The organism is Chthonomonas sp. (assembly GCA_016788115.1).
Lineage (GTDB): Bacteria > Armatimonadota > Fimbriimonadia > Fimbriimonadales > Fimbriimonadaceae > UBA2391.
Genome location: JAEURR010000001.1, coordinates 1 through 14239 on the forward strand (window position 1 = coordinate 1; position 14239 = coordinate 14239).

Genomic DNA, 14239 nt, shown 5'->3' on the forward strand with positions numbered 1-14239 from the left:
CGTATAGGCAGTCACCACACCTGTCGCAGGGTCGAAGCTCCACTGCTCGCTGGCCATTCCCGTCGGATGGTCAGGCAGCGTGATGCTCCGGAGTTCGCCGCGCTCCGTGTACTCGTAGTACCTCGTATGGCCGTTACGATCCACCACTTCGGTGACCTGGCCCATGTCGTCTCGGGTGTAGGACTCGGTCTTGTTCAGGGCATTTGTGGTTGAGATCACTTCGTCGTTGTTGTTGTAGGCAAAGGTCGTCGCGTGTCCATTGGCATCCGTGACGCTGGTGACGTTGCCTTCATAATCATATGCAATGATCGAGTGGTCGCCTGTGTGCGACCCGCCAATGGTGTCACCGACGTAGATGTCCGTAGGACGCTTCCAGTAGTCGTACTTGAATCCGGTGGTGATACCCGCCGCGCTCGTGCTGTAGTAGGGAAGTCCCACGTTCTTGGTGTAGTCGGTACCGGAACCGTAGTCGAGCGACGCATAGGTGCCATCCGGCGATGTGACAGTCGTGACGTCGCCATGACTGTTGCGGGTGTAGCTAACCTTCAGGTTCATTCCATCGTACAGTTCGATGACCTGACCGGCGGCGTCGTAGACGTACTTCGCTTGAGGATAGGTCCGGGAAGCGTAGAGCGGATCGAGCACTTTCTCCAGCGCTCCGGGCGCAGTTGCGCCCGCGCCGTAGTAGACGTACTGCCAGGTCTTGCCCCCTGCGTTAGTCTCGCTGGTGAGATCGTTGGTGGCGTTGTAAGTCCACGCTGTAGTGTGGTACAGCGCGTCGGTGGCCGTGAGCATGTTGCCCATGCCGTCATAAGTGTAGTTCAGCTCGGTGAAGTTCCCGGGCAAGAACTGGGTGACGTTTCCATTGCCATCGCGGCCGGCGTAGCAAGTGGCGAGACCGACCTCGTCCGTGACAATGTACAGTTGACCGGTGGCGTCGTAGGTGTGCACGACCTCAGAGCCGTTGGGGTCAAGGATGACGGTATCTTCGTCGGTGGGATAGGAGTACGTGGTCACGCGGGAATCGGGCTCTGACTTGGTGAGGATCGCTCCCTCCTCGGCCCCGCTGGTGACATAGGTATACGACGTGGTGTAACCACGCAGGTTGGTGTCGGTCGCGATGCGATCGCCGTACGACGTGCTATAGGTGAAGGTGCGGCTGGGGCCGGTAGCCGACACTGGCGCAGGATACTGGACGTTCGTGATACGGTCGTTGGTGCCTCTCGTGACGGTCCACGTCTTGCCATTGGGGGCGAAAGTGAAACTCGACGCGTTACATTCGATCTTGCGCGCACTGTCGGCACCATCGACAATACTATCGAGTCGCCCTTCATCTCCCCGGTTTACAAGGATGGTGTTCCCGAATCGATCGGTGATCTTGGTGAGAAACCACCAATCGGGATCGAACAGGTAGTCGCGCTGGAATTCGTACTTCGATTGACCCTTGTCGGTCATCGTCCACTTGCTTGAGCCGGCATTGTACGAGAACGTGTCATAGAATCCCGCGGGCGGCGAAGCGTTGTTTCCCAAGATCGAGAATGCGGCCGTGGTCCCGTCGGCGTACTCGACGTACATGGTGCTTCCGCTGATGTTCAGATAAACGTCGTAGTTGGTTTTCCAGTTCGGTCCCCACTCTGTAGTCTCCAGATCACCTCGACTGTTATGGATCAGATTGAGATCAATGGTAAGGCCGCCCTTGGTCGGCCATCCAAAGATGGGGACCACGGTTTGAAAGGCACCGGTATTGGTGTTCACTCCACCTTGTTGACCGTCCCACGGCATGTTGCCGCCTAGTTCAGCGGTCTTGTTGATGCTTGAGAACGCAGACACGTACGAGAACACGTCCATACAAGCGAGCACTCCGGCCTTACCCTTGCGAGTGAGCCGATGCATCGCGTGAATCTGCTGGAGATCTTCGCGCTGGGCCTTTGAAAGGACTTGCTCTCGCCGACCATGCTTCGTTCCGTTCTTTGGTTTTGCAAACTGCTGACGAGCGCCAGTGTATTTGCCCGGATTGGGTCGCGTGACACCCCATGGGGATTCTGGGTCAAGCTTTCGGGCCTGGAGCGCAGCCGTGATCGGGTTGCTGAGCATGGCCGCAATGACCAAAAACGCAGTAGGCCGCATCCACCATGCATTGAGACGAGGAACTCGATATGAAGTGTCACTCATTGGGTTGATACATGCCATGACATAAGAATAGCAACGATGCGAGGAAATAACAAGTAAAAGTTCTAAATTCTTACAGTAATTGAGTAGTGCCTGGCTTGTACATCCTGCTGCGCGACTGGGTCGTGTGCCAGACGGCGCGTTCGCGTGTGGCGCGGACGATCAGGCGGCCGGCCACACCATCGAACCTGACTTCCTCCAATATCCCGATCTGTCAGATTCTGAGTGCATTGACTTGGCTGCACAATGTGGTTCGCCGGTCGTCCTGCAAGAGGGCCTTGGGCTAGACCGGTACCGGCCAAGGGTGATGGAACGTAGATCCATAATCTTCTTTTGATACCGTTACTGATGGCAATGGGAAGCCAAGGACTTCACACCTTCAAGACCCTGGATGCGATCACAATCAGTGATGATGGGTGCCTGGCCACCCTTGCACTCTTTGCGATGGAAGCAGAGTTCTTCAGGACGCTTCGAAGGCGGAGTTTTGAAGCAAGCGACGCGGCTGAACATGACGACCCAGCCTGGCTGATTCGAGTTGACCATGTGCGCAGGGCTGGTACTTCCTGCCGATGCGGTCCTCAAGGACACAGAGGCTTGTGTTTAGACCGCAAGAAGGGAAGGTGAGTAGCGCGCAGTCGTGCCGCCCATGAACCGGCAAATCAAGCCCTGATAACCCCCACCCCCAAGCATTTTTTTGGTTCTCTGACCCCGATTCGTCACAAACTGGCGAATTCCGATGGATATTGAACTAGGGACAAGAATGCAAACGTGTCAACATCTGCGCGGGCTTATGGCGATGATCTCGATCTCGCTCGTTTCCGTTGGAACGTGCGCCACGCTGACCGCAGCGGATCTGTCGGGCCCGAGCTTTGTGCTCTCCGACATGTTGACCCTGAACTACCTGAAGCCTTCTACCGCCGCGACCCCGTCGCTTCAGCCTGCGCTCACGCGGCGGCCGCAGTTGCCGGGCGCGCAGAGCTGGAGTGATTTCTTCGTCCTGCCCGCTCTAGACGATCGAGCGCTTACTCTGGGCGCGCAGAACAATGGGGAAATGGGGATCCCGAATCCAGCGGTATTCGTCTTCGGCGGTTTCTTCCTTGCCCTCGCAGCGACCGCCTTCCGCCGCCGGCCCAGGCTCTACTGAGTGGATTCATCGCCTGGGTCGGACTTCACGCCTGCTTGCCTGCGCCGGACCGCGTCCGCCAGCAGATACTCGATCTCGGCGTTGACTGAGCGAAGGTCCGCGGCAGCCAAGCGCTGAAGTTCCTCCCAGAGTCTGGGAGGAATCCTCAGCAGCAGCGATTTGCGCTCCGCCATATCACACCTTAGTTGTACAGCGAACCGGCGTTGATCACTGGCACCGCGCCGTGCTCGCTACACAGTACCGTCATGAGGTTCGCCACCATCTGCGCCTTGCGCTCCTCATCGAGCTTCACCACGTTGTCGTGCTCGATTCGGGTCAGCGCCATCTCGACCATACCGACCGCGCCGTCCACGATTTTCTGTCGCGCCGCGATGACCGCGTCGGCTTGCTGGCGTCGCAGCATGGCTCCGGCGATCTCGGCCGAGTAGGCCAGGTGCGATAGTCGCGCCTCGATGACCTTCACACCAGCGAGCTCCAGCCGTTCGTTCAGCTCTTCTTGCAGATGCTTGGCGACCTCGACCGTGTTTCGGCGCAGCGAAATCGTGGCATCATCGGCGTCGTAAGGGAAGATGCTCGCCGAATGGCGCAGTGCCGTCTCGCTCTGCATCTCGACGTACGCTTCGTACTGGTCCACCTGGAAACACGCGTCGTAAGTGTTCTCGACCATCCAAACCACCACGGTCGCGATCTCGATGGGGTTGCCAGCGAGGTCGTTCACCTTCAGCCGCTGACCGTTCAGCGTGCGGGCTCGCAGCGAGACCGGTCGCTTGATCGCGAACGGGTTAGCCCAGTGGAACCCGGGACTCCGCACAGTGCCGATGTAGCTTCCAAACAGAACGAGCACGCGGCTGTCGCCTGGCTCGATCACGAAGAAACCGGCCAGCATCGTGCTGAGGATCACCCAAGCGGCAATCACCGATCCGATGATCAAGCCGTCCTTTGAGTTCATCCCCTGAATGAACGCGTAGATCGAAATCCCCCACAGCGCGATGCTCACCACGAGCATCAGCGCGCCAGACAATGTCATTGCAATTTTCTCTTTCATAGCCATCACCGATACTATTATGATATCACTGCAGTATCAAAATTACAGATCTCGCCAAAAGACCTAGCACTTGTTGTGACAATGGCTTTGGTATTGCTTCAGCGCCGTTGTACACTGAGTATCTACCGGGTGAAATTTGTTGAATCTTGGCTCTAGAATTTCGCTCTTGATACTAGGAATCATTACCATGAAGCTTCAAAGTCGACTACGAATTCTTGGAATTGGCCTGCTGACCCTCGCTGCTTTGTCGGCGTGGGCGCAGATCGAAAAGGACGAACCGATCATCAATGCGCCGCTGAGGCGCCTTGAGAACTGGTACAACTTCCGCCGTTTCCCGTTCAACGAGATCCCGGCGAACGCCCATTACAAGGCGTTCTTGGAGGCCGAGGCGTTGGATCGGTATGTGGAGGGCGATCTCAGCGCGATGCTTGATCCAGCGTGGGAGTTCATGGGCCCGTCGCAAACGGACGCCAACTGGTCGGGCCGCATCCACGCGATCGCGATCAATCCCCTCAACACGAACATCATGTACATCGGGCACGCCAAGGGTGGCGTGTGGAAGACCACGAACGGCGGGACAACTTGGACGAACTTGACCGACAGCTTGGCCAGCCAAGTCGTGGGCTGCCTGGCGCTCGATCCACTAAACCCAAATATCGTTTATCTGGGAACCGGTGAAGAGTACTTCGCAGGCAACACCCAGGCGGGCGTAGGCATCTATCGATCGACCGATGCGGGCGCTACCTGGACTCTCCTCGGAAACTCGACGTTTAACGGCCAGCGCATCAACGAGATCAACGTCAATCCGACAAACACGAGCAACTGGGTCGTGAGTTCGGATCAGGGTATTTGGACAACCACGAACAGTGGCGCTACGTTCACGAAGCGACTGAGTGGTACGGCGAGCGCCTTGGTCCGCGACCCGTCAACGCCGGGAACGATGTACAGCGCGCTCGGATACCCGTTTGGCGGCGCACCATCGAACGGCGTGTACAAGTCAACCGACAGTGGTGTGACTTGGGTTCTGCAGTCGGCAGGCATGGCGACGGGAGCGGCCGCGGGCCGTATCGAGCTCGCCATCTCACCCTCCAATCCCCAGACTCTGTACGCGACTATCTCGGATCCGAGCTCGTACCTGAACGACGGCGTGTATAGGACGACCAACGGTGGTACGAACTGGACGCTGATGGGTACGCCCACATCGCCTTACGGCCAGGGTTGGTACGACCTCTGCATCGCCGTGGACCCGACCAATGCGAATCGCATCTACGTCGGAGACGTGAATATGTCGCGCAGCGACAACGGCGGTGCGACCTACACGGGTTTGAACATGGGCCACACCGACATGCACTCGATCGTGTTCACACCGGGTACTGCCACGGTCTGGGTTGGCCAAGATTCGGGCCTTTACCGGTCCACGAACCAAGGCGCGAGCTGGACAACGTTTAATACGGGCCGCGGAACGATGGAGTTCTATGAACTAGACAACCATCCGACCGATGCAGGAATCCTTGCGGGTGGAACCCAGGATAACTCTAGCCAAGCGCGTCCCTCGGCGGGTGGTCCTTGGACCATCGAGATCGGTGGCGACGGCTTCCACATGGCGTTCCAACGAAATAACCCATCGATCGTGCTTGGCGAGGTCTATTACGCCAGTGTCTATCGCAGCACCACTGGGCCAACAGGCAGCTGGACCCAAGTCTTCACTCGTGGCTCGGACAATGCCGCATGGAACTCTCCGATCTTCAACTGCCCGAACACCCCCGCACGTTTCTATGTAGGAACTACTCGGGTGTGGCGGTCGATGAGCTCGGGCGCATCGGGCAGTTGGACGGCCCTGTCGCCGAATTTCGGCAGTACTCTCTCTGAGATCGCCACGGGTGCGGCTACCGCGTCCATCATCTATGCGGGCTCGAACGGCGGTCAGATCAAGGTCTCTACGGATGATGGCGTGAGCTGGGCAGACCGGATGACCGGCCTTCCGACTCGCGCGATCGGCGGTTTCGCCGTCAGTAGTACCAACTCCAACATCGCCTTCGTATGCTTTGGCGGGTATGGCAGCGGCAAGGTCTATAAGACAACCAACGCTGGTGTCTCGTGGACGAACTACTCCGGGAACATGCCAGATACGCCGTGCAACGGTATTGTGATCAACCCGCTCAACACGAGCCAAGTGATCGTCGCGACCGACAACGGCGTCTTCATCACGGACGATGGCGTGACTTACCGCAAACTCGGCATTCTGCCGAATACGCCGGTGACCAGCATCCGCGCGAACGGTACGACGGGTTACCTGAACGTTGCGACATACGGGCGAGCCATGTGGCGCACCCCGTTGCCGCGGTTCTTGACCGTCGGCGGGACGCTCAACATGGATGGCATGGTGCCCGCGGCCGCCGCTCGGCTGCTTACGTTCAAGTTCCGCGATCCGGGTTCAAGCACGGTGCTGTTCACGCGAACGGCTTCGGTGAACTCAAGCGGCGCTTACACGCTCACGAACATCCAGAACGGGACGTACGACATCCTGATCTCGGGTGCAGGCTATTTGGATCGCAAGATCGCCAACGTCGCGCCACTGACGGCCAACGTTACCAACGCGAACGCGGCGCTGTTCCGGGGGAACATCAACAACGACGGGACAATCGACCTGTTCGACTACTTGATCTTCTCGAACGCCTATGATACGGTTCCGAGCGACACCGCATGGAACGCGGCCGCCGACTTGAACGGCGACCTCTCAGTCGACTTCTTCGATTATCTCGTCCTCTCGGCCAACTACGAGAAAGACGCGGACATCTAAGTAGTCTCTTGTTGGCCCGCCCCGCGGCTCCTCGGGGCGGGCCTTTTCGTGCCTGGCTGCGGCACCCGGGACCGAAGACCTAGGCCGTGGAACTCACCGTTCGTATCCCTTTATGTGAATGCGCGAACCGGTTACAACGAGAATCTGCGGAGCAAGGGGAAGATCGTCCTCGCATGCGCGGTGACCTCCGCGTTCTTGGGGTTCCAATTGGGCGGTGCGATCCACCAAGCCGTCCTTGGCGAGGCGGTTCTTGCCGAAGGCGTCTGGCAGAATGCCTTTCAGGTGACAGGCGAGCTGTCTGACACCGTCCTGCTCATCCAGATCTGGGGCGCGCTCTCATTGGCTTGGACCGCGATGGCGTGGCGACTCTTCCTCAGCGAAGCGCGTGACGTGTCACGAGTCCAGTGGCTGGCGAGCGGCACTTTCGGCGGGCTGCTTACGGCGACTCTGGCACTGCCGTTCGGGGTGCACTCCAGCGTCGCGTTCTTGGTTGCTCTCGGCATCTGCCCCGCGATTCCGTCGCTTCTGCAGGCATTGCATCCGGTTCCGGTATTGCGTCCATCGCGACGAGTGGAACACGGACGAGTTCCCATCGCGTAATCTAACAGTGTGACCTGATAAGGTTGCTAGGAGGAATTACGATGAATGCACATGCATGGTTGGAACTGAACACCGCGAATCTTGGCGCGGCCAAATCGTTCTACACAGGCCTTTTCGGATGGTCGACAAACGACATGGACATGGGCGAGTACGGCGCGTACACCATGTTCGGGACGGAGGCGAGCCCCGACAGTTCTTTCGCGGGCCTGGTCGATACCACGACAGAGATGGGGGCAATGCTCCCCTCCGGTTGGGTCATCTATTTCAACGTTGACGATGTGGACGCAGCAGTGGCCAAGGTCACTGCGACTGGCGGGACGGCCTTCGGTCCGGCATTCGATATCCCCTCCGTGGGCCGCGCTGCACTCGTCGCCGATCCCCAAGGGAACAAGTTCTACCTCTTCAAGAGCTCGAATCCGGCCTAATCGACATTTGAGGTAAACCGGGGCCGGTGAAGCCTCGTCCTCCCCGACGCGTGTCCCGAGGTCAAGGGACCCGCCGCGAACTCAATCAGCTTGCCGAAAACCTCTTTGAAGACGAGGCGACTCGGCAAGCTTTTGTTGATGCGATTCAGGCCCAGGAGAGCCGGGAAGGGGCACTGATCTTGCTGCAAGATCGCCCAGAGATTCGCGCATTCCCCCAATACCGTCCGATGTCTTGGCAGCCGCCGTTCATCGTGCGATTGATGCAGGGATTCAAGGCCTCGCAGCATCCCCTGTACGCCCAAGGGGCGTTCTACTCACTCGATTTCTCGTCCGTGATCGCCGCGAGCGTGATGCTCGCGATCGAACCCGCGCCCAAGCGGATCCTTGACCTATGCGCCTCGCCGGGCGGTAAGTCGGTGTTTGCCGCGCGTGCCTTTGCACCCGACGTCATCATTTGCAATGAATCTCTGCGCAGACGGACGGGAATCTTGATCGAGAACCTCACCCGATGCCGAGTCAAAGGTGCGAACGTCTCGTCTGCAGACGCCTCCGTCTGGGCTCGCAAGGCCAGCCAAGCATTCGACTTCGTCATTGTGGACGCCCCTTGCTCGGGGCAGTCGCTTTTAGCGAAAGGGCGCGAAGCTCCGGGTTGCTTCGACCCTGCCATGCTCGATGTTTGCGTCGGGCGGCAGCGGCGTATTCTCGCTCACGCGCTGGAATGCACGGCCCCAGGGGGCCATGTCCTCTACATGACGTGCACTTTCAACCGCAAGGAAAACGAACGGGTCATCGAATGGGCGATGCGTCAGTTTGAGGGTGTCGAAGCCGTTGAGGCACCTGCGATGGCAGTTTTCCGCAGTCATCTCGCCGATGTCCCGTGTTACCGACTGTTCCCGCAGCAAGGGCTGGGGGCGGGCATGTTCAGCGCGCTCTTGCGAAAGCCGGGTTCCCCGATCGAGCTGCCCGCGTTGAGCGACGAACTTCCGATCTTCTGGAGGAGCGATGGCTGACAAGTGGGCGCTCCTGTACGATCTCATCATCATCCTCGGTGCTGCGTTGCTCTTAGGGTTGGTTGCGGAGAAGCTTCGTCAGAGCGTCATCAGTGGCTATCTCATCGCCGGTGTTCTCGTTGGCCCGAGCGCCTTTGGCCTGGTCAATGACCCGGAAGCGATCAGTATCGTTTCCGAGCTTGGAGTGGCTCTCCTGCTCTACGCCATCGGGCTGGAGTTCTCTTGGCGTAGGCTCAAGACTCTGGGCAACGTCGGGCTGCTCGGCGGGCTATTGCAGATCGGGCTCGTCATTGCCGTCGTAGCGTTGATCCTTATGGGGCTGGGGTTGAACACCACCGCTGCAGTGGCGTGCGGAGCCATCGCCAGCCTTGCGAGCACGGTCGTGGGCTTGCGGATGCTCGAGTCCCACGCCGAACTCGACACCATCCACGGTCGAGCCTCGGTAGGAATCTTGCTGTGCCAAGACCTGGCGATCGTCCCGCTCGTCATGCTTCTCACGCTTCTGGGCGACGGTCAGGCATCGGCTGGACACATGCCCACTGGAATCGTACCGATGCTGCTCGGAACTGCCGGGCTTGCCGTGGGCCTGTACGTCATCGCCGGGGTGCTGTTGCCGCGGGTTCTGTCCAGCCGCACGGTTGCGCGGAATCGCGAACTCCCGATCTTGATCGCCTTGGGAGCGTGTCTCTCGGCGGCATACGTGGCTCACGCCGTCGGGCTCTCACCTGCGATCGGCGCATTCATTGCCGGCATTCTGCTCGCCGACACCAAGTTTGCGGATCAGATCCGCGCCGACATCACCCCGCTCAAGACCGTCTTCGTGACCCTGTTCATCACGTCGATTGGACTGGTGGTGGACGTCCAGTTCTTGGCAGAGAATTGGGCCGTAGTCCTCGGGTGGCTGGTCGTCTTCACCGTGCTCAAGTCGGTCCTAACTGCCATCGCCTGTAAGCCGTTCCTGCCGTCTGTGGTTGCCTGCATGGCGACGGGCCTCACGCTTTCCCAGGCAGGCGAGTTCTCGTTCGTCCTCGCCAAAGTCTCCCGCGACGGGTCGCTGCTGTCGTATCAGCAGTACATGACCATTGTTGCCGTGTGCGCGCTCAGCCTGATCATCTCGCCGGGGATCGTTCGACACGCGGCGAAGTGGTCGCGCAGCCTCGCCCGCAGACTTGTTCCGCTCCGCGTGGTTGCGCGAGGCGAGCGCGCGACCGTACGGGCTGAGTCCGGCCACGTGCTGCTCGTTGGGTTTGGTGACGCCGGTCGCGAGGCAGCAGACGTGATTCACTCGGCAGGCGAGAGCCTCACCATTCTTGAGATCAGCGGCGTACTAGTTGACACGGCCCGGGGTTGCGGGTACACGGCCCGATTGGGCGACGCCACTCAGGTGCTGAATCTCACCAAGGCGCGGCTGGGCGATGCGAAAGTGTTGGTCGTCGCGATTCCCGACATGCGCATCGCCCGAATCATCATCAGCCAAGCCAAGTCGCTAGCGCCGCACGTTCCGATCGTGGTGCGAAGCCGCTATCACCACGCTGCGTCCGAACTGGACGTCGTGGGCGGGGATGTGGTGGTGGATGAGGAGCAGTTGGTCGGGCGCACGATCGGCGCGCGTGTCCTCGAAATCACCCAACCGAGCTAGGACATTTCCAGGAACTTGGCAAACAGGAGTTCGTCTCGAATCGGGATGTCTTGCTGGCCCGTTTCGCGCCCTCCGGGGCGCTCGGCGCGCGCACGGATGCGCGCCTCGACGTTGATCCCGGTGAGCACGTATCCACGCTTCTGATAGAATCGGAGCCCGTCTAGGTTGTCGTTGCTCAAGACCAGCCACACCCGCTTGCGTCCCCATTGACTCGCGAGATTCTCGATTGCCTGCAGAAGTTGGGTGCCTACTCCGCGTCCCTCGAACAAGGTGTTCAGCGTCAAGATTTCCAGTGCGTACGATTCGGCCCGGAAGGTGAGGAGTCCGGCGGGCTTCTCGTCGATCTCAGCTACGAGTGCGTACGCCTCGGCGGCATCGTGCCACTGGTCCATCGAGGCGATCATGGTCCCGCCCCAGTGCTCGTCGAGGATCATCTTGATCCAATCCTTATCGCCTTCGTCGGCCAACCTCACCAGCATCCGACGAGCGTACCATGAGCCCGAGGCTAGTCACAGGTGCCGTACCAGGTACCCGACCAGCTACTTGCGTCGGGATCGCCTGATCGGTTGCCCTCTGGGTTGACGACGGTCTTGTCAAAGGCGCCGGCCGAGGCGATGTTGCGCGCGCTCCCGTCCGAGAAGATCATGGTGCCGCCGACCGAGCTCCAAGTGCGGTAATAGGAGAATCCATCGCAGTCATAGCCATACCGGGCGCAGCCGGGATCGCTCTTCTTGTCGAAGAACGGAAACATCTCGGAGCGCATGACGCGGGTGCTGCTGGGATCGGCGATGGCCGATTCAGACACGACCACGTCCTCATCGGGAGTCAGAAGTGCATTGTTCTGCGTGGAGTAGCCCGAGGCGCGGGTGAACATGCAGCGGGTGAATCGATAGCTGCTGCCGTACGCTTCGGCATAGGTCCGGGGAGCGGGACGACCCAGGGCCGCGAATTCCGAATCCGTGAACGGGCCGCTACGGTCGTTCGGGCTCTCGAAGATCTTCTTGCTCTTGGCGTAGGGAAGGACCTGAACCTCGACTCCTTGGTGCCCTGCCTGACCAGGTCCGGGCACGCTGTTGTACATGCTGAAGATCGGGAAAGTGCCGCCGTTGTCATCTACGTACATGCGCAGCGCGAGTCCCACCTGCCGGGCGTTGCTCACGCAAGTCGTGCGCTTTGCTGCCTCCTTGGCCTGTGCGAAAACGGGGAAGAGGATGGCTGCAAGGATCGCGATGATCGCGATGACGACCAAAAGTTCGATAAGGGTAAATGCTCGCTTCACGTGTTTCTCCTAACAGAAAGGCCGCCTTCGCTCTATTGCGATGGCGGCCTTTCGAGAAACTCGATGTGAGCCGGCATCCACAATTCCTCCGTCGGTACTAACCGAATCAGGTTCTAAGGGTCGTCTCGCGATCATCGAGACCTCTCAGCCGAACGTCGGCTCCCCCTGCGGGCTGCTTTCAGGTTCTATTCTACTCGGTGCGAATGTTAGGAGAGGTCTTTGTGGTCGAGCGCTCGTACAAAATCCGCTAGAGAGTCCACGGTGGGACGCATGGGCTCGATTCCGGCCGCCTCCAGCTTGTGAGTCAGGAGCACGCTCTGGTGCGGGCGAGCGGCCAGAGTCGGCCAGTCCAACGACGTGATGCGATCGATGACGGGCGGATTGAGATCCCACTCCGCGGCGGCGATGGTGCAGGTCAGGAGTGCGAGATCATACCAAGACATCTGGTCGGGCCCAACCGCATGGAAAGTCCCATACTCCGGGCGCGTTTCAAGCACGTCGGCAATGACCCGTGCGAGTTCCACGGCGTAAGTTGGCGAACCCATCTGATCCCCCACAACCCGTATCGACCTTCCAGCGATCCAGGCACGAAGGATCGACTTGGGGAAACACGGCCGTTCGCTGGCATAGAGCCAAGCAGTGCGCAGAATCCAATGGTTGGGATTGCCCGCCCGGATCGACTCTTCGCCGAGGAGCTTCGATCTTCCGTACTGGTTCAGCGGATTGGGGGTATCGGTTTCCACGTAGCCGACCGGCTTCTCGCCGTCAAAGACAAAGTCCGTGCTGATATGGAGTAGGTGCAAATCGGCCATCGCGCACGCCTGGGCCAGGTATCCCGGTGCGAGCGCATTCAGGTCGATCGCATCGTCGATTTCGTTTTCGGCTTGATCGACTTTTGTGTAGGCCGTGCAGTTGACGACTACATCGAGCGATCCCAGCGTCCCGGCAGCGATCGCCGCGACCGCTACGGGGTCGGTGACATCGAGCTCCGCGTGGCTCGGGCAAACGACTTCATGCCCACGACTCTCTAGGGCCGCGCAGACATGCTTGCCCAGCAAGCCAGTCGATCCGAGCAGCAGGATTCGACTCAACGTCAGACTGCCGCGGCCGACGCCTGCTTGATCACTTCGACTTTGTATTCGCTGGTGCTCGCTTTGCCGCCGAGATCGACGGTGAGACACTTGCCATCGGAGCAAACTCGCAAGACGCTCTTTCCGATCCGGTCGGCCTGCTCATGCAATCCCAAGTACCGGAGCATCAGCACCGAGCTGAGCAGAAGGGCAGTGGGGTTGGCCACGCCGCGACCGGCGATGTCCGGCGCCGACCCGTGAACCGCCTCGAAGACCGCACCCTTCTCGCCGATGTTTGCGCCCGGAGCAAGCCCCAAACCACCCACAAGCCCCGCGCACAGATCGCTGACGATGTCGCCATACAGGTTTTCGGTGACGAGGACATCGAACTGCTCAGGGCGCGTGACGAGCTGCATACAGCAGTTGTCGACGATAATGTCATCGGCCTTGATATCGGGGTAGTTTTCGGCGGCCTTGTAGAACTCACTGAGGAACATCCCGTCCGAAAGTTTCATGATATTGGCCTTGTGCACAGCGGTGACCTTGGATCGGCCCTGCTCGCGCGCCATGTTGAAGGCGTAGTTGCAGATCCGCGCGCAACCGGGACGGGTGATGACCTTCACTGCCTGCGCAATGTCCGGATGGGGCTGGAATTCGATGCCCGCGTACAGGTCCTCGGTGTTCTCGCGCACGATGATCATGTCGAGCGCCTTGTCCGCGAACGGCCCCTTGACTCCGGGGAGCGTCTTCGCCGGTCGGACGTTGGCGTACAGATCGAGAGCCTTGCGGAGCTGGACGTTGGCCGATTGGTGGCCGCCGCCTTTGGGCGTGGTCGTCGGACCCTTCAGGGCAATACCGATTTCGCGAATCTTGTCGAGAGTCGCCTGGGGCATGGGGTCGAGCCCCTTCTCGACGGCGCTCATGCCAGCATCCAGGAAAATCCATTCGGCCTCAAACCCGGTGGCCTCGAGAATACTGATGGTGGCATCCATGATCTCAGGGCCAATACCATCACCAGGAATCACCGCGATTTGACGCTTACTCATACCTAAGAGTTT

Annotated in this window: 13 protein-coding genes and 1 riboswitch; of the genes, 6 read left to right on the forward strand and 7 right to left on the reverse strand. The window is 59.6% G+C overall.

Annotated elements, in window-relative coordinates; all coding sequences use genetic code 11:
• On the reverse strand, positions 1-2172 hold a 2172-nt coding region (locus tag JNM85_00005), incomplete at its 3' end, for an RHS repeat protein (protein MBL8086439.1).
• A gap of 757 nt (positions 2173-2929) precedes the next feature.
• On the opposite strand from JNM85_00005, the gene JNM85_00010 reads away from it, so the two are divergent.
• Complete coding sequence (locus tag JNM85_00010) at positions 2930-3313, forward strand: hypothetical protein (protein ID MBL8086440.1); 384 nt, start codon at positions 2930-2932, stop codon at positions 3311-3313.
• On the opposite strand, the gene JNM85_00015 is transcribed toward JNM85_00010, so the two are convergent.
• Positions 3307-3486, reverse strand: a complete 180-nt coding sequence (locus tag JNM85_00015; GenBank protein MBL8086441.1) for a hypothetical protein — start codon at positions 3484-3486, stop codon at positions 3307-3309. The genes JNM85_00010 and JNM85_00015 overlap by 7 nt on opposite strands.
• Positions 3487-3494: 8 nt before the next feature.
• Positions 3495-4358, reverse strand: a complete 864-nt coding sequence (locus tag JNM85_00020) for an SPFH domain-containing protein (protein MBL8086442.1) — start codon at positions 4356-4358, stop codon at positions 3495-3497.
• 187 nt (positions 4359-4545) lie between these two features.
• Here JNM85_00020 and JNM85_00025 point away from each other — a divergent pair, with 187 nt between their 5' ends.
• The 5 genes from JNM85_00025 (at position 4546) to JNM85_00045 (ending at position 10832) form a co-directional block, all read left to right on the forward strand.
• The gene (locus tag JNM85_00025) at positions 4546-7158 is read left to right on the forward strand and encodes a hypothetical protein (GenBank protein ID MBL8086443.1); all 2613 of its coding nucleotides are present in this window, start codon (positions 4546-4548) and stop codon (positions 7156-7158) included.
• Between the two features lie 114 nt (positions 7159-7272).
• Positions 7273-7758 carry a hypothetical protein gene (locus JNM85_00030; GenBank protein ID MBL8086444.1) on the forward strand — a complete coding sequence of 162 codons (486 nt, stop codon included), beginning with the start codon at positions 7273-7275 and terminating at the stop codon, positions 7756-7758.
• A gap of 41 nt (positions 7759-7799) precedes the next feature.
• The gene (locus JNM85_00035; protein MBL8086445.1) at positions 7800-8183 is read left to right on the forward strand and encodes a VOC family protein; all 384 of its coding nucleotides are present in this window, start codon (positions 7800-7802) and stop codon (positions 8181-8183) included.
• A 50-nt stretch (positions 8184-8233) separates the two neighbouring features.
• Positions 8234-9193: an RsmB/NOP family class I SAM-dependent RNA methyltransferase gene (locus JNM85_00040; GenBank protein ID MBL8086446.1), complete on the forward strand. Its 960-nt coding sequence runs from the start codon at positions 8234-8236 to the stop codon at positions 9191-9193.
• Positions 9186-10832, forward strand: a complete 1647-nt coding sequence (locus tag JNM85_00045) for a cation:proton antiporter (GenBank protein MBL8086447.1) — start codon at positions 9186-9188, stop codon at positions 10830-10832. The genes JNM85_00040 and JNM85_00045 overlap by 8 nt, the downstream gene beginning before the upstream one ends.
• Here the strand turns inward: JNM85_00045 and JNM85_00050 are convergent.
• The 4 genes from JNM85_00050 to JNM85_00065 all read right to left on the reverse strand — a co-directional run bounded on the left by JNM85_00050 (position 10829) and on the right by JNM85_00065 (position 14227).
• Positions 10829-11311: a GNAT family N-acetyltransferase gene (locus JNM85_00050; GenBank protein MBL8086448.1), complete on the reverse strand. Its 483-nt coding sequence runs from the start codon at positions 11309-11311 to the stop codon at positions 10829-10831. The genes JNM85_00045 and JNM85_00050 overlap by 4 nt on opposite strands.
• A gap of 26 nt (positions 11312-11337) precedes the next feature.
• Entirely contained in the window at positions 11338-12111 is a 774-nt protein-coding gene (locus tag JNM85_00055; protein MBL8086449.1) for a prepilin-type N-terminal cleavage/methylation domain-containing protein, read from the reverse strand.
• 65 nt (positions 12112-12176) lie between these two features.
• A riboswitch (TPP riboswitch) is annotated at positions 12177-12287 on the reverse strand.
• A gap of 30 nt (positions 12288-12317) precedes the next feature.
• Entirely contained in the window at positions 12318-13202 is an 885-nt protein-coding gene (rfbD, locus tag JNM85_00060; protein MBL8086450.1) for a dTDP-4-dehydrorhamnose reductase, read from the reverse strand.
• Positions 13203-13204: 2 nt separating this feature from the next.
• Positions 13205-14227, reverse strand: coding sequence for an isocitrate/isopropylmalate dehydrogenase family protein (locus tag JNM85_00065; GenBank protein MBL8086451.1), 1023 nt, complete (start codon positions 14225-14227; stop codon positions 13205-13207).
• Positions 14228-14239: the final 12 nt, after the last annotated feature.